A 15647-nucleotide genomic window follows, 5' to 3' on the forward strand; every position below is an offset into this window, starting at 1 on the left:
TCCTTCGATGCTGCGCTCGACGGTGGGCTACGTGCTCCGTTGGACGCTGCTCGTGGGGCGCGCGGCTCGGAGGCGACCCCGGCTTCTGGCGCAGATTGCGGCGCGGGTTTCCGTCATGCTGTGGTCGCCTCGCTTCAGCCCGCGCTTCGCTCAGTCGGCCGCATCGTGGGTCGGTGCACCGTTCTCAAGGTGATGTCCCCCCGAAGCGCCGCGTTCACAACAGGGCACGACAGTCCGGACCAATGCGGTTCCGCCCCCGGGGCAGGACCGCACCGCCCTACCGTCGCAGCCCCACCTCGGCTCAGGGCAGCTCCGACGGCTCATCCCCGCTGATCGAGTCGCTGCCAGCCTCCACCGGCGCGAGCCGCTCCAGGATCTGCGCGGTGACGGGGTCGACGTCCTCATCGCGCTCGACGTAGTGCGCCTTGGTCACCGCCGTCGACGAGTGCCCGAGCAGCTCGGCCGCGAGCTCGATGCTCGCCTCCCGGTCAAGCACGGTCGCCACCGTCCGCCGGAAAGCGTGGGGCGTGACGCCGACGATCTTGGCCTCCTCGAGAACCTTGCGCAGCCGCGCGCGGACGTTGGCCGTCGACAGCGGCGTGTGGTTGCGGGAAAAGAAGAGCAGGTGGTCGGGCTCCTCGTCGGCGACCGCCACCAGCCGCTGGCGCAGCGCCTCGGCGGCGAACGACGGCACCGCGACCCGGCGTCGGGACGACGACGTCTTGGGGTGGTCCTGCCGGTAGGTCCCGGCGCCCTTGAGGTAGACCACGGTGCCGGCGATCCACAGGGTCGCGGGCGAGCCGGTGACGTCCACGTCGCCCTTGCGGATCGCGAGCACCTCGCCGATGCGCGCGGAGGTGCCGAGCATGACCTCGACGATCGCCTCCAGCTGCCCGTCCGGCTTGGGCCCGGGCAGGCCTGCGCCGCGGCGCCAGGACCGCACCGCGTGCCGGACGGCCTGGATCTCCGCCAGGGTCAGTGCCTTGGCCCGCCGAGGCGGCTGGCGCAACCGGGCGGTCCCGGCCACCGGGTTCCGGCCGATGGCCTCGTACCGCAGCGCGAGCCCGAGCACGAGGTTGAGCACGACCTTGGCCCGCTTCGCCCGCCCGTAGCTGATCCTGGCCTGGGCCTTGAGGAACCGGTCGACCTTGCTGATCGAGATCTCGCGCAGCGTGTAGTGCTCGAAGGCCGGCATGACCACGGTGCGCATCGTCTGCTCGTAGTTGGCCCGGGACCGGGCCGCCAGCCGGTCCTCCAGCTCCATGTCCTCCAGCCAGACGTCCACGAGCCGGGGGAACGGGCTGTCGGGGGTCAGATCGCCGGTGCCGGTGACGTGGCTTCCCCGGGTCGCGATCTTGGCCTTCAGCGCGCGTTCGGCGGACCGGCGGCCCGCGCCGGTGGCCTGCACCGTGCGCAGACGCCCGTCGTCGTCCCGGAAGCGGGTGCGGGCGCGCACACTGCCATCGGGCAGCTCGTCGAACCCGATGGCCCCGAACGTGCCGATCGGGGTGCGCGGCCGGCTCATGGTCGCGCCATGCTGTCGGGCAGCAGGCCGGGCACGGTCTCGCGCCGGGTGGCGACCCAGTCCCGCACGTCGGAGCGCAGGAACTTCAGGTGCCGGCCGATGCGGACCGCGCGCGGGCCCTTGCCGTCCACGCGCCAGTCGTAGATGGTCGCCACCGGCACGCCGAGGTAGGCGGCCACGGTGTCGATGCTCAGCAGCGGCTCCAGGCCCTCGAGGTCCGGGTCGCTCTCAGTGCGGTGCGGATGCGTGTGTGCCATGCCCCGTAGGTGGGGGGCGGTTCCCGCAGGCTCCGAGACGACCGGAGCGGACCGGCCACAGCAGCAGTCGTCGGCGACGGCCCGGCGGGCGGCCGAGCGGAGTAAGTGTCGGGTTTCTGTCGGCGTAGTCAAAACCCCAGATACCTCTCAGGCCCGGGAATCCGCAGATTCCCGGGCCTGACGATGTGCGCCCGGAGGGATTCGAACCCCCAACCTTCTGATCCGTAGTCAGATGCTCTATCCGTTGAGCTACGGGCGCGTGGCTTGTCTGCCTTCCGGCTGACCGACCGACGAGAACATTACCCGACCTGGCCGGTTCCCCCAAACCGGATCCGCGCGACGTGACGCACCCCACCAGCAGCGGAGCAGGAGGCGATCGCACCGGAGGGACGCGGCGTCGAACCGTTCCCGGGCAACAGAAAAGGCCCCGGGCTCTTGGCATCCGAGGCCTTCCTGGCGGAGACGGCGGGATTTGAACCCGCGAACGGGTTGCCCCGTTACCACCTTAGCAGGGTGGCGCACTAGACCTGACTATGCGACGTCTCCTCACGACTGCCTGATGGTCGGCCCGGAGGCCCACCACAGCGTCGTCGCCGTCAGGTTACCCGGACGACCGCCCCGGCGCCAAAGCCGCGCCGGGGCTCCCACGACGGATCCCATGACGGATCCCATGACGGATCCCCGCGACGAGGCCTCCGCGGACGTCACACCCGCGCGCGGGCGGTCATCGCGATGGCCCCGGACACCAGTGCCAGGCCCGCCAGCTCGGGCCACGTCGGGATCTGCCGCAGCACCACGGCGCCGACGACGACGGCGGTGGCCGGCAGCAGGGCGGTGAGCACGGAGAACGCGGCGGTGCCGACGCGCCGCAGCACCAGCTGGTCGAGCACGTACGGCACCACGGACGAGCAGACGGCCACCACGAGCAGGAACAGCAGCATCCGCGGGTCCAGCACGACGTCGTCGACGGTGTGCCCGAACGCCGGGGCGAACACCAGCGCGCCCGCCGCCATGCCGACGGCGAGGCTGTCGAGCCCCGTGCCTGCCCCGGCCACCCGCTTGCCGAGCACGATGTACCCGGCCCAGCACACGGCCGCGGCGCCGATCGCCGCGAGGCCGACGAGCACGTCCTGCCGCGGCAGGTCGGACTCGAGCGTCACCCCGGCGAGCAGCACCACGCCGCCCGCCGCGACGAGGATCGCGCCGCGCTCGGCCCAGCCGCGTCCCGTGATCGCCGCGACCGCGACGGGGCCGCAGAACTCGAGCGCCACGGCGACGCCGAGCGGCAGGTGGTCGATGCCCACGTAGAACACGACGTTCATGGCCGACAGCGCCACGCCGAACGCCGCCGCCCACGCCAGCTGTCGCCGGGTCCACCGCCGGCGCCACGGCCGTCGCCAGGCCAGCAGCACGAGGGCGGACAGCACGATGCGCCACCACCCGACCGCCGGCGCCCCGATGCTGTCGAACAGCCCGACGGCCACGGCGGCGCCGACGTACAGGGTCAGCCCCGAGACGACGAAGAGCAGCGGGGCGGGCACGCGGGCGCCGGAGGCGCGCGCGGAGACGCCGGCCGCGCGGGAGGGGGTGGTCACGATGCCGACACTAACGGCGCGATGTTTCCTCCGAGGGCCGCGTCCGCACCCCGCCGAGCCCGCGGACGACGACGGCGGCGGTCACCGCCGTCGCGCAGAGCAGCGCCGCCAGCACGACGACCTGGAACCGGCCGGCCTCCAGCGGCGACACGCCGCCGAAGATCGCCCCGACGAAGGCGCCGGGCAGGGTGACGAGCCCGGTGGTGCGCGTCTGGTCGGTGGTGGGCACGAGCGTCTCGTGGACAGCGGCGCGGCCCAGCCCCAGCGTCGCCGTCCGCGGCCGCGCCCCGAGGGCGAGCCACCCCTCGACCTCGTCCCACCGCTCGCCGACCGCCGCGCGGAAGCGGCGCCCGGCCAGCGTGGCCGCGGTCATCGACCCGCCGGTCACGATGCCGCCGAGGGCGAGCGCGTACCGCGGCGTGAGCTCCAGCGCCCCGGTGGCGAAGACGACCGCGAGCGCCACGCCCGCACCGGCGGCCATGCCCGCCGCGACCAGCCCCAGCGTGCGCGCCGAGAAGCCGAGCCGGCGCGCCGACGTCGTCGTCGCGACCGCGAACATCACGACCAGCGCCACCGCCACCCACAGCGGGCTGGCGATGACGCCGTGCAGGACGACGGCCACGACGGCGAGCTGCAGGGCGCCGCGCGCGACCGCCAAGCCTGGCGCCCACCGGCCCGGCACCCGGGCCACGGCGAGCACCGCGGCCGTGACGGCCACGAGGACGCCGACGCCCAGGGCCGTCGGGCCGAGCCAGCCCGGCAGCGCGGCGGCGAGCACCGGGACGCTCACAGGTGGTCGAGCCGCTGCAGGATCGCGCCCTCCCGCAGCGCCCACGGGCAGATCTCCAGCTCGTCGACCTTGAGGGCGCGCATCGCCTCCTCGGCGACCACGGCGCCGGCGACGATCTGGCGGGCCCGGCCCTCCCCGATGCCGGGCAGCACGGTGCGGTCGGCCGACGACAGCCGCGCCAGCCGCGGCACCCAGTCCTCGAGCTGGGCGCGGCGCATGCGGTAGCGGCGGCCGTTGCCGAGCACGTCGCGCGGCATGCCGGCCAGGCGGGCGAGCGACCGGAACATCCGGGAGGTGGCGACGACGTGGTCGGGCCGGGCGGCGCCGGCGGCCGGCACGACGGCGTCGCGCAGGGTCGCGCGCACGTGCGCGCGCAGCCGCTCGACGTCGGCGGGCGTCGGCGGGTCGGCCTCCCACAGGAAGGCGCGCGTGAGCCGGCCGGCGCCCAGCGGCACCGACAGCGCGACGTCGGGCTCCTCGTCGTCGCCCGCGGCGATCTCCAGCGAGCCGCCGCCGATGTCGAGCAGCAGCAGGCGCCCGGCGCCCCAGCCGTACCAGCGGCGGGCCGCCAGGAACGTCAGGCGGGCCTCGTCGACGCCGGAGAGCACCTCGATGGGCACGCCGGCGCGCTCGCTCAGCAGCGCGAGCACCTCGGAGCCGTTGGTGGCCTCGCGCAGCGCCGACGTGGCCAGCGCGAACGTCTGCTCGGTGCGGTGGGTGGCGTTGACCGCGGCGGCGCGCTCCACGGCGTCCACGAGCGCCGCGACGCCGTCGGGCGAGATGGCGCCGTCCGGCTGCAGGTAGCGCATGAGGCGCACCGTCGTGGAGTCCGACGCCGCCGGCACCGGCCGGGCGCCGTGCGCCGCGTCGAGCACGAGCAGGTGGACGGTGTTGGAACCGATGTCGATCACGCCGAGCCGCACGGCGACACGGTAGCGGCGCGACGCCGGCGGCGCCGCCGGTGCCCGTCCCGGGCACCCGTGCGGGCGTCGTCGCTGGTGACCGGGGAGTTCTCCCCGTCCGTACCGGTAGCCGCGGCGCGGCGGCTCCCCTAGTCTCGGCTCGCCCGGTCCTTCACAGACCCTTCACGGAGCCCTGATGTCGTTCCCCGAGTCCATCCGGACGGTCTTCAGCAAGTACGCGACGTTCTCCGGCCGCGCCCGCCGGTCGGAGTACTGGTGGTGGGCGCTGTTCACCTACCTGGTCTCGTTCGTCCTGGCCGTCGTCGTCGCCGCGGTCGCGATGCCCACCACCGACCCGGTCACCGGCAGCCCCACCGGCGCCGGCGCGGTCATGGTGGGCCTCTACGCGCTGGTGATGCTGGCGCTCGTGCTGCCGTCGCTCGCCGTGGCGGTGCGCCGCCTGCACGACACCGACAAGGCGGGCTGGTGGGTGCTGCTCAACGCCGTCCCGTTCGTCGGCCCGATCGTCGTCCTCGTGCTGCTGGCGCTCGAGGGCACGCCCGGCCCCAACCGCTTCGGGCCCGACCCCAAGGGCACCGAGCTGCCGGCCGCCGGCTACGGCGCACCGGCCTACCCCGGTGCGGGTCAGCCGCCGGCGGCGTACTGACCCCGCACCACCCCGGCCACCCCACGGCCGCCCGGCCGCCCCGGCGGCCACCCCACAGCGCGAGCGTCCCGCGCCGTCGCCCTCCCGCGCCGGGAGGACGACGGCGCGGGACGCTCGTCGCGTGCTGGCAGGATCTGCGGGTGCCCTCCTACCGCGTGACCCTCGCCGTCGGCACCCTGCAGCCCGGCGTCGACCCCGAGGCGGTGCTGCCCGCCGCGTGCGACGCGGCGCGCGCCCTCGCGACCGTGGAGTCGTGGGACGTCGGCGTCGTGCGCGGCCAGGCGCGGATCACCGTGCGGTTCATGGCGGACGCCGACGGCGACGCCCACCAGGTGGCCGGCGCCGTGCAGGACGCCGTCGACCGTCTGGCCGACACCTGGGGCACCCGGGTGACGCGCCGGTGGGGCAACCGCTGGCACCCCGCCTGACGCCCGGGCTCCCCCACAGCACGACGGAGCCCGGGCCGGCGATCGCTCGCCGGCCCGGGCTCCCGTGCGTCTGCGGCCGTCGGGTCAGCCCTTGACGGACCCCGCGAGCAGGCCGCGCACGAAGTATCGCTGCAGCGCGACGAAGACCACGAGCGGCACGACGATCGAGATGAACGCACCTGCGGACAGGATGTGCCAGTCACCGCCACGGGAGCCGGACATCTCCGCGACGCGGACCGTCAGCGGCGCGACGTCGGGCGTGCCGCCCGCGAAGACGAGCGCGACGAGCAGGTCGTTCCACACCCACAGGAACTGGAAGATGCCGAAGGCCGCGATCGCCGGCACCAGCAGCGGCATCACCACGCGGAAGAAGATCGTCACGTGCCCCGCGCCGTCGACGCGGGCCGCCTCGACGAGCGAGGACGGGATGTCCTTCATGAAGTTGTGCAGCAGGAAGATCGCCAGCGGCAGGGCGAAGATCGAGTGCGACAGCCAGACCGTCCAGAAGGACCCGGCGATCCCGGCGTCCACGTACGCGGACAGCAGCGGGATCATCGTGACCTGGATCGGCACGATCTGGAGGGCGAACACCGCGACGAACAGCCAGTTGCGCCCTGGGAAGTCGATCCAGGCGAAGGCATACGCCGCCAGCAGCGCGACCGTGATCGGGATGAGCACGCTCGGGAGCGTGATCACGATCGAGTTGACGAAGTACTCCGCCAGGTTCGTCGAGCTGCCGTAGAGGGCGGTCTGGTAGTTCTCGAGCGAGAACTGCTCCTCGCCGCTGAACATGTTGCCGAAGACCGTCCACCAGCCGCTGCGGCGGATCTCGGCCTCCGGACGGAACGAGGTGATGAACAGCCCGATCGTGGGAATCGTCCAGAGCACTCCGAGCACGATGGCGATGCCCGACGCCCACGGGTTCGACAACCGGCGCTTGGCCCGGGAGGCCCGGCCGGAGAGGCGCGCGCCCGTCCGCCGGTCGGCGTCGACCGCCGGCTCGGGCAGGACGACCTGGGGCCCACCTTGGGTAACTCCTCCGGCGCTCATCGGATCTCCTCCGCCAGACGCAGCTGCCGCACGTTGTAGGCGATGATCGGGATCACGAGCAGGAACAGGACCACCGCGAGCGCCGCCCCGAGCCCGGCGTTGTTCTGCCGGAAGGACTGCGTGTAGAACTCGTTCGCCACCACGGACGTGCCGAACTGGCCGGCGGTCGTGGTGCGCACGATGTCGAAGACCTTCAGCGTGGTGATCGCGATCGTGGTCAGGACGACGACGAGGGCCGGGCGGATGCTGGGCACCGTGATGTAGCGGAACATCCCCATGCCGTGCAGGCCGTCGAGGCGCGCGGCCTCCATGATGTCGTCGGGGATCGCCTTGATCGCCGCGCTGAGCAGGGTCATGGCGAACCCGCTCTGGATCCAGATGAGGATCACGATGAGGAACACCGTGTTCCACGGCTGGTTGATGAGGAACTGCTGCGGCGGCAGGCCGAGCCACACGAGCAGCTGGTTCAGCAGGCCTGTCTGCTGCACGCCCGGCTGGTCGGGCTTGAACTCGTAGACGAACCTCCAGATGATGCTGGCGCCCACCATAGAGATCGCCATCGGCAGGAAGATCAGCGCCTTGGAGATGCGCTCGAACCGGCTGCGGTCGACGACGACCGCGTAGACCAGGCCGATGACCGTCGAGAGCAGCGGGGCGAGAAGCACCCAGATCGCGGTGTTGCGCAGCACGACGAGGAACTGCTCGTTGGTGAACGCGGTGATGTAGTTGTCGAGCCCGACGAACTCGCTGCCGTTGCGGTTGTAGAAGGAGTTCTTGATGGTGACCAGGCCGGGGTAGACCAGGCCGAACGCCAGGCCGAGCAGCGCCGGTCCGACGAAGCCGACCGCCACGACCCAGCGCGGGATGCGCTTGGGCCGGTCGACGGCGAACAGGATCGCGGCCATGACGATGACGAACAGCAGGATCGCCACCGCCATGACGCCGAACTTCTGTGCCGGTGTTCCGGCATCGAGGAGCCAGTCCATGGCCCGCTCCCTCCAGGGATGTGGTGCCGGTCCGGTGCCGACGGCGCCCGTCCCGTCCGCGGGGCGGGCGCCGTCGGCGTGCCGGCGCCGGTGTCAGGCTGCCGGTGTCAGGACTGCGGCCAGGAGCTCTCGATCTGGTCGAGGACCTGCTTCGTCTCCGCGCCGGTCAGCCAGTCGACGATGCCGGTCCAGAAGGTGCCGGCACCGACCTCGCTGGGCATGAGGTCGGAGGCGTCGTAGCGGGCGACGGTCGCCTCGTCGGTGAGCGTCGCGTAGACCAGGCGGTCGAAGTCGGTGGCCAGCAGCTCGGGGTCGAGGTTCTGGTTGGCGCTGACCCAGCCGCCGGCGGGCGTCGCGACGGCCTTGGCGTTGGCCCAGTCGGCGCTGGCCAGGTAGGTCTGGAAGGCCTGGACCTCGGGCCGGTCGGCGAACGCCGCGATGAACGGGCCGGCGACGAGCGTCGGCTTCTCGTCGGTGGTCTGCGCCGGGAGGTAGAACGCCCAGACGTCGCCGTCCTCGGCCACCTCCGTGCCCTCGGGCCACTGCGCCTGGTAGAAGTTCGCCGCACGGTGCATCCAGCAGGCGCCGTCGCGGATCCCGAAGCCGGCGTCGGTCCACGGCGTGGTGGCGATGGAGTCGACCTCGCCCAGGCCGGCGTTGACGAAGTCGGGGTTCTTGAGGATCGAGCCGGCCGCGTCCCACGCCTCGGCGACCTGCGGGTCGTTGAACGGGATCTCGTGGGTGTACCACTGGTCGTAGACGTCGGGACCGGCGGTGCGCAGCACCATGTCCTCGATGAAGTCGGTGCCCGGCCAGCCCGTCGCGTCACCGGACTCGATTCCGGCGCACCACGGCATCGCGACCTCGCCAGACTTGGCGTCGTCGGCGATCTGCTGGCTGAGCTGCATCAGCTCGTCCCAGGTCTGCGGCACCTCGTAGCCCGCCTCCTCGAACATCGAGGGCGAGTACCAGACGAACGACTTCACGTTGGCGTCGTACGGCGCGGCGTAGAAGGTGCCGTCGACCGTGCCGTACTCCTTCCAGTCGGGCGAGAAGTTCGCGTCGACCTCGGCCACCACCGGCTCGGGCGCCGGGAGCACGGCGTCGTACTGGCGCACGAGGGTCTGCAGGAGGCCGGGCTGGTTGACGATCGCGATGTCCGGCGGGTCGCCGGCCTGGATGCGCACCGGCAGCTGCGCCTCCTGCTCGCGCGACGCCTCGTACTCGATCTCGACGCCGGTGCACTCGGTGAACGGCTCGTACGACGCCTGGTGCGCCGCACCCTCCGGGTCGACGATCGTCGTGTAGACATGCACCGTCGTGCCCTCGATGTCACCGAACTGCTCGTACTTCGAGCAGTCGATCTCGTAGCTCTCGGCGGCGGCGTCGCCGCCCCCGCCGTCGCCCCCGTCACCACCGTCGCCGCCACCGCCGCATGCGGCGAGCAGCAGCGCGAGCGTCGAGGCTCCGGCACCCGCCGCGAGCGCCGAACGACTGCGCCTGGTTCTCGTGGTCGTCCTCATCGTCGTCCTCCACCTCGTCGTGGCACCTGTCGGAGCCGGGCATCGCTGCGGCTCTCTTCGCGCACAAGGCAACCCCCAAGCGCAGCACGGCGCAACCAGTGGCGGTGCATCGGCCCCGGTCGGAGGCGTTGTTCACCCATTCCTCACAGAACCGTGATGCCGTCGTGATCCGACCGCGTCCCGTCCGTGACCCCGCGCGCCGGTCGCTCGGGGTCGGCGTGCGCAGCGCCGCGGCGCACCGGCCCGATCCCCAAGCCGTGGCACGCCGTGGGATCCTTCAGGGGCAGACTTGTGCCGTGCGCTGGAGGAGGAAGAGGACACCGATGATCGAGCTGAGGACCCCGCAGGAGATCGAGGAGATGCGGCCGGCAGGCCGGTTCGTGGCGGAGGTGCTCACCGCGTGCCGCGAGGCGGCGAAGCCGGGCGTCAACCTGCTGGAGCTCGACGCGCTCGCCCACGGCATGATCAAGGAACGCGGCGCGGAGTCCTGCTACATCGACTACCACCCGTCGTTCGGCGCGATGCCGTTCGGCAAGGTCATCTGCACCTCGGTGAACGACGCCGTGCTGCACGGCCTGCCGCACGACTACGTGCTGGCCGAGGGCGACCTGCTGAGCCTCGACTTCGCCGCCGCCGTGGACGGCTGGGTCGCCGACTCGGCGGTCTCGGTCGTCGTCGGCAGCCCGGCCGACGCCGAGCGCGCCGCCCGCGACGCGAAGCTCATCCGCACCACCGAGGAGGCCCTCGCCGCCGGCATCGCCGCGGCCACGGTGGGCCACAAGGTCGGCGACATCTCCGCCGCGATCGCCGAGGTGGCGCGCGCGGCCGGGTACGAGATCAACACCGACTTCGGCGGCCACGGCGTCGGGCGCACCATGCACGGCGACCCGCACGTGCCGAACGACGGGCGCGCCGGGCGCGGGTTCCCGCTGCGGCCGGGCCTGGTCATCGCCGTCGAGCCGTGGTTCCTCGAGGCCACGGACGAGATCTACACCGACCCGGACGGCTGGACGCTGCGCTCGGCCGACGGGTCGCGCGGCGCCCACAGCGAGCACACGATCGCGATCACCGAGGACGGCCCGATCGTCCTGACGGCCCGCGACTGACCCGCCCGCTCCCGGATCCCGTCAGGGTTCGGCGTGCTTCAAGGCCCGAAGCGCGACGAACCCTGACGGGATTCGCCTTGCCTGTGGACGAGCCGCCCGCGAGGCGGCCGGGCCCTGGTCGGCTGGTGCCGTGGCTCCCCGTCGACCCAGCCCGCTCCCTCCAGCAGCCCTCAAGGCGGCACGCGCCCAGTGCGGTCTGCTCGCCGCGTGGCAGCTCGGCAGCGTCGGCGTGAGCCGTGACCGCATCCGTCGTCTCGTCCGTGCCGGCGAGCTGGTGCAGGTCGCGCGCGGGGTCTACGACGTCGTGGGCCTCCGCCCGCCGGGCGGCGACGCCGGGGCGGACCGGGAGCGCGAGCGCACCGCCCGCCTCGGGGTCCTGGCGCACGGCCCGACGGCGGTCGCAGCCGGGCACAGCGCGCTCACGCTGTGGGGCGTGCACGGCGTGCCGCGGACCTTCCGCCCCGAGATCGTCCTCCGCGGCGGCGGCGCCGTGGCCGGCCCGACGCTCGTCCGGGTGCGCCGCGAGCCGGTGACGCGGTACGTCCACCGGCGCGGGGTGCCGTGCCTCCTGCCCGAGGTGGCTCTCGCCCAGGCCGTGGGCGAGGTGGACCGCTTGACCGCCGTCGCGCTCATGGACTCGGCGCGCCACCAGCGGATCCTCACGGACCGCGCCTTCGCCCGCGCCCGCGAGCTCGCGCGCCACCGACGCGGCGCGGCCCGGTCGCGCCGCTGGTGGGACGAGTCGGAACCACGCGCGGAGTCGCCCGCGGAGACCTGGGCGCGGCTGCGGTGCGCCGATGCCGGCGTACCGCCGGACCGGCTGCAGCCCGCCGTCTACGACGCGTCCGGTCGGTTCCTCGCCCGCGTCGACCTGGCGTGGTACCTAGGCGCCGGAGCGTGGCTGCTCGGCGAGGTCGACGGGGCCAACTGGCACGGGACCCGGAAGGCGGTCGTCGCGGACATGCACCGGCAGAACGCGATCGTCACGTCCGCCACGGTGCTGCGGCGGTGGACCGGCACGCAGGCCGGCAACGGGTCGCTGGTGTCCGACGTCCGACCGCTCCTGACGCGCGCCGGGTGGCGGCCGGGGCGCGCCTGCCCCGACCGGGTGGTGGTCCCGGACCGGATCCCGTCAGGGTTCGTCGCGCCGAGCGCAGCTTCGCGCGACGAACCCTGACGGGATTCGCCGGCGCTGCGGCTCAGAGCAGGCTGCGGAGGACCTTCACCGCGCCGTCGTCCTCGATCGCGCCGGTCACCTCGTCCGCCGCGTCGCGCACCGCCTGGTCGGCGTGGCCCATCGCGACACCGCGCGCCGCCCAGCGCAGCATCTCGACGTCGTTGTGCCCGTCGCCCATCGCGAGCGTGCGCGAGGGGTCGACGCCGAGGCGCTCGCGCACCTGCTCCAGCCCGGTCGCCTTGGAGACGCCCTGCGGGGCGATGTCCATCCAGGCCGTGTAGCCGACGGCGTAGGTGACCTCGTCGAGGCCGAGCCGCTCGACCAGCCGGTGGAAGTCGTCGCTGGTGTCGTCGGGGCTGCGGACGACCACGCGGGTCACCTCGCCGCCGGCCGCGAGCTCCTCGAAGTCGACCACGCTGTGCTCGCCGTCGAGCTCGCCCTCGGGGAACAGCTCGTTGAGCCGGAAGCCGACCCCCACGTCCTCCACGGCGAACCGCGCCCCGGGCATCTCCGCGTGCAGCAGCCGCATCGCCGGCCCGGGGTCGAACGTCGTCGTGTCCGTGACCCGCCAGCCGCCCGGCTCGGACGGGTCGAGGCGCACCGTGACCGCGCCGTTGGAGCAGACCATCCAGCCGGTCTCGATGCCCAGCAGCTGCGCCACCGGCGTCATCGCGATGAGGGAGCGCCCCGAGGCGAGCACCACGTGGTGGCCCGCCGCGCGCACGTCGCGCACGGCGTCGCGGACGGCGTCGGACAGCGTCTGGTCGTAGTCCAGGAGCGTGCCGTCGATGTCCAGCGCGACGAGCCAGGGCTGCGACGTCATGCGACCGGCTCGAGCACCTCGAGGCCACCCAGGTACGGGCGCAGCCCCTCCGGGACGCGCACGGAGCCGTCGGCCTGCTGGTGGTTCTCCAGGATGGCGACGATCCAGCGTGTCGTCGCGAGCGTGCCGTTGAGGGTGGCGACCGTGCGGGTCGTGCCGTCGGCGGTGCGCTCGCGCACGTTCAGGCGCCGGGCCTGGAAGGTGGTGCAGTTCGACGTCGAGGTGAGCTCGAGGTAGCGCTGCTGGGTGGGCAGCCACGCCTCGCAGTCGAACTTCCGGGCGGCGCTGGTGCCCAGGTCGCCGGCGGCGGTGTCGATCACCCGGTACGGCAGCCCGGCCTTGGCCAGCATGGCCTCCTCCCAGGCGAGGTAGCGCTGGTGCTCGGCCTCGGCGTCCTCCGGGCGGCAGTAGCCGAACATCTCCACCTTGTGGAACTGGTGGACGCGGATGATGCCGCGGGTGTCGCGGCCCGCCGCGCCCGCCTCGCGCCGGTAGCAGGCGCTCCAGCCGGCGTAGCGGAGCGGCCCGTCGGACAGGTCGAGGATCTCGTCCGCGTGGTAGCCGGCCAGCGCCACCTCGGAGGTGCCGACGAGGTACATGTCGTCGCGCTCCAGGTGGTACACCTCCTCGGCGTGCTTGCCGAGGAACCCGGTGCCGCGCATGGTGTCCGGCTTGACCAGGGTGGGCGTGATCATCGGCGTGAAGCCCTCGGCCACCGCCTGGTCCACGGCGGCGTTGAGCAGCGCCAGCTCCAGGCGCGCGCCGACGCCGGTGAGGAAGTAGAAGCGCGCGCCCGACACCTTGGCCCCGCGGGCGGTGTCGATGGCGCCGAGCGCCTCGCCGAGCGCGAGGTGGTCGCGGGGCTCGAAGCCCTCGGACTCGAAGTCGCGCGGCTCGCCGACGGTCTTGAGCACCACGTAGTCGTCCTCGCCGCCGGGGGGCGCGCCCTCGACGACGTTGGGGATCTGGTAGAGGAGCTCGTCGAGCTCCTTCTCCGCGGCGTGAGCGTCCGCCTGACGGGACTTGACCTCCTCGGCGAGCTGCTTGGTGCGGGTCAGCAGCTGGTGCTTCTCCTCGCCCTGCGCCTTGGCGACCTGCTTGCCGAGGGCCTTCTGCTCCGCCCGCAGCGACTCGAAGTCGGCCAGGGACGATCGCCGGCGCGCGTCGGCGTCGAGGGCGACGTCGACGAGGGCCGGGTCGTCGCCGCGAGCCGTCTGGCTCGCGCGGACGACGTCGGGGTTGTCGCGCAGGAGTCGGAGATCGATCACGGGGGAAGCCTAACGGGGCCACGCCACGCGATTCCTGCCCGTCCGTGGCCCGCCCGCGGCCCCGCCCGCGCCGCCGTCCGCGCCCCGCCCGTGCCGCCGTCCGCGCCCCGTCCGCCGGCGCGCAGGAGTGCCCGCACCCGCTCACCACGTGGGCGGACGCTCCTCGTCGTACCGTTGCGGGCATGCGTTGGGAGCTGTGGATCGCAGTTGTCGCCCTGGTGCTCGCCGTCGTGGCGTTCACCGTCGCGGCCGTCGTCGTCATGCGGTCGCGCACGCAGGCCGGCGCGCCGGCGGCGAGCGAGCCCGAGGCGGAGGAGCGCGCGCCCGTGGGCGAGCGGCTCGCCGTCGTCGTCAACCCCTCGAAGGAGGGCGTCGACCAGCTCGTCGAGGTGGTGCGGCGCATGTGCGCCGAGGCCGCGCTGCCCGAGCCGCTGTTCTTCGAGACGACGGTCGAGGACCCCGGCGAGGGACAGGCCCGCGCCGCGGTCGAGGCGGGCGCCGACATCGTCGTCGCCGCGGGCGGCGACGGCACCGTGCGCGCCGTGGCCGCGGCGATGGTGGACACCGACGTGCCGATGGCCCTGCTGCCCGCCGGCACCGGCAACCTCCTGGCGCGCAACCTCGACATCCCGGTCACGAGCGTCGAGGAGGCCATGGCCGTGGTGCTCGCCGGGCGCGACCGGCGCATCGACGTCGGCTGGGCCCGCATCCTGGAGCACGCCCCCGACGAGGCCGCGGAGGTGGCGCGGGCCGAGCAGGTCGAGGCGGTGCACGCCAAGCAGGCGGCCGGCGGCCGTCGCCCCGAGGGCGACGAGCCGCCCGCCCGCCCGGAGGACGGCCGGCAGGGCGAGCCGCCCGTCGACCCCCGCGCGGAGGGGCGGCCGTTCCCGGGCACGGTCGAGGACACCGCCGGCGACAAGGAGATCTTCCTCGTCATCGCGGGCCTGGGGTTCGACGCCGCGATGGTGGCCGACGCCGACGACGCCCTCAAGCGCAAGGTGGGGTGGCTCGCCTACTTCCTGGCCGGCGTGCGGCACCTGCACGGCCGGCGCATGCGCGCGCAGGTCACGCTCGACGACCGCGACCCGGTCAGGGTGCGCCTGCGCACGATCCTGGTGGGCAACTGCGGCCGCCTCCCGGGCGGCATCACGCTGCTGCCGGACGCCGTGATGGACGACGGCGAGCTCGACGTCGCCGCGGTCGACGCGCGCGGCGGGCTGGCCGGCTGGGCGCAGCTGCTCGGCGAGGTGGTGGTGCAGCGCTTCGGGATGCGCACGACCGACCTGCCGAAGATCGGCCGCATCGACCACGTGCGCGCGAAGAAGGCGCGCATCCGCGTGGAGGACGGCGAGCAGGCGCAGGTCGACGGCGACCCGATCGGCCGTGCTCGCGTGCTCGAGACGTGGGTGGACCACCAGGCGCTGCTGGTCCGCGCGGTCTGACGCGCCGGGCCCGCCGCCACGTCGCGGGCGCCCCGGGCCGCCCGGCGGCGCGGACGCGCCCGGTGTGGACGTCGGCGCGGACGTCCCCGGCGTGGACGTCCTGCGACG

15 protein-coding genes and 2 tRNA genes are annotated in these 15647 nt (G+C 73.6%); 5 read left to right on the plus strand and 12 right to left on the minus strand.

Translation table 11 applies throughout. The annotated features are described in order from the left end of the window. Window positions 1-301 precede the first annotated feature (301 nt). The 7 genes from U5M74_RS15475 to U5M74_RS15505 all read right to left on the minus strand — a co-directional run bounded on the left by U5M74_RS15475 (window position 302) and on the right by U5M74_RS15505 (window position 5090). Window positions 302-1525 (minus strand): tyrosine-type recombinase/integrase, encoded by a 1224-nt coding sequence (locus tag U5M74_RS15475; RefSeq protein ID WP_410909820.1) that lies wholly within the window; start codon window positions 1523-1525, stop codon window positions 302-304. Next, the gene (locus U5M74_RS15480; RefSeq protein ID WP_410909821.1) at window positions 1522-1782 is read right to left on the minus strand and encodes a helix-turn-helix transcriptional regulator; all 261 of its coding nucleotides are present in this window, start codon (window positions 1780-1782) and stop codon (window positions 1522-1524) included. Before U5M74_RS15480 ends, U5M74_RS15475 begins: the two co-directional genes overlap by 4 nt. 186 nt (window positions 1783-1968) lie before the next feature. Next, a tRNA-Arg gene (locus U5M74_RS15485) sits at window positions 1969-2041 on the minus strand. Window positions 2042-2236: 195 nt separating this feature from the next. Then, a tRNA-Ser gene (locus tag U5M74_RS15490) sits at window positions 2237-2328 on the minus strand. A 158-nt stretch (window positions 2329-2486) separates the two neighbouring features. Further along, on the minus strand, window positions 2487-3323 hold the full coding sequence (locus tag U5M74_RS15495; protein WP_410909845.1) for an EamA family transporter: 837 nt from the start codon (window positions 3321-3323) through the stop codon (window positions 2487-2489). Window positions 3324-3387: 64 nt separating this feature from the next. Further along, on the minus strand, window positions 3388-4167 hold the full coding sequence (locus tag U5M74_RS15500; RefSeq protein WP_410909822.1) for an ABC transporter permease: 780 nt from the start codon (window positions 4165-4167) through the stop codon (window positions 3388-3390). Continuing rightward, window positions 4164-5090 carry a Ppx/GppA phosphatase family protein gene (locus tag U5M74_RS15505; RefSeq protein WP_410909823.1) on the minus strand — a complete coding sequence of 309 codons (927 nt, stop codon included), beginning with the start codon at window positions 5088-5090 and terminating at the stop codon, window positions 4164-4166. The genes U5M74_RS15500 and U5M74_RS15505 overlap by 4 nt, the downstream gene beginning before the upstream one ends. A gap of 175 nt (window positions 5091-5265) precedes the next feature. On the opposite strand from U5M74_RS15505, the gene U5M74_RS15510 reads away from it, so the two are divergent. Both U5M74_RS15510 and U5M74_RS15515 read left to right on the plus strand, forming a co-directional pair. Continuing rightward, window positions 5266-5736: a DUF805 domain-containing protein gene (locus U5M74_RS15510; protein ID WP_410909824.1), complete on the plus strand. Its 471-nt coding sequence runs from the start codon at window positions 5266-5268 to the stop codon at window positions 5734-5736. A gap of 140 nt (window positions 5737-5876) precedes the next feature. Further along, window positions 5877-6164 (plus strand): hypothetical protein, encoded by a 288-nt coding sequence (locus U5M74_RS15515; protein ID WP_410909825.1) that lies wholly within the window; start codon window positions 5877-5879, stop codon window positions 6162-6164. Window positions 6165-6248: 84 nt separating this feature from the next. Here U5M74_RS15515 and U5M74_RS15520 read toward each other — a convergent pair whose 3' ends face one another. From U5M74_RS15520 to U5M74_RS15530, 3 genes are all read right to left on the minus strand, one after another. After that, complete coding sequence (locus U5M74_RS15520; RefSeq protein WP_410909826.1) at window positions 6249-7214, minus strand: carbohydrate ABC transporter permease; 966 nt, start codon at window positions 7212-7214, stop codon at window positions 6249-6251. Next, complete coding sequence (locus U5M74_RS15525) at window positions 7211-8200, minus strand: carbohydrate ABC transporter permease (RefSeq protein ID WP_410909827.1); 990 nt, start codon at window positions 8198-8200, stop codon at window positions 7211-7213. Before U5M74_RS15525 ends, U5M74_RS15520 begins: the two co-directional genes overlap by 4 nt. 107 nt (window positions 8201-8307) lie before the next feature. After that, on the minus strand, window positions 8308-9723 hold the full coding sequence (locus tag U5M74_RS15530; RefSeq protein WP_410909828.1) for an ABC transporter substrate-binding protein: 1416 nt from the start codon (window positions 9721-9723) through the stop codon (window positions 8308-8310). A 323-nt stretch (window positions 9724-10046) separates the two neighbouring features. On the opposite strand from U5M74_RS15530, the gene map reads away from it, so the two are divergent. Beyond that, on the plus strand, window positions 10047-10829 hold the full coding sequence (gene map, locus U5M74_RS15535) for a type I methionyl aminopeptidase (protein ID WP_410909829.1): 783 nt from the start codon (window positions 10047-10049) through the stop codon (window positions 10827-10829). Window positions 10830-10959: 130 nt separating this feature from the next. Further along, window positions 10960-12006, plus strand: a complete 1047-nt coding sequence (locus tag U5M74_RS15540; protein ID WP_410909830.1) for a type IV toxin-antitoxin system AbiEi family antitoxin domain-containing protein — start codon at window positions 10960-10962, stop codon at window positions 12004-12006. A 22-nt stretch (window positions 12007-12028) separates the two neighbouring features. Here the strand turns inward: U5M74_RS15540 and U5M74_RS15545 are convergent, their stop codons facing one another. Together U5M74_RS15545 and serS are read right to left on the minus strand one after the other, a co-directional pair. Continuing rightward, a complete protein-coding gene (locus U5M74_RS15545; protein ID WP_410909831.1) occupies window positions 12029-12829 on the minus strand; it encodes an HAD family hydrolase in 801 nt (266 codons plus the stop codon). After that, window positions 12826-14097, minus strand: coding sequence for a serine--tRNA ligase (serS, locus tag U5M74_RS15550; protein ID WP_410909832.1), 1272 nt, complete (start codon window positions 14095-14097; stop codon window positions 12826-12828). The genes U5M74_RS15545 and serS overlap by 4 nt, the downstream gene beginning before the upstream one ends. Window positions 14098-14279: 182 nt before the next feature. Between serS and U5M74_RS15555 the strand changes: the two genes are divergently transcribed. Continuing rightward, the gene (locus U5M74_RS15555) at window positions 14280-15539 is read left to right on the plus strand and encodes a diacylglycerol/lipid kinase family protein (RefSeq protein ID WP_410909833.1); all 1260 of its coding nucleotides are present in this window, start codon (window positions 14280-14282) and stop codon (window positions 15537-15539) included. Window positions 15540-15647: the final 108 nt, after the last annotated feature.

This window comes from Puerhibacterium sp. TATVAM-FAB25 (assembly GCF_046535855.1).
Lineage (GTDB): Bacteria > Actinomycetota > Actinomycetes > Actinomycetales > Cellulomonadaceae > Puerhibacterium > Puerhibacterium variabilis_A.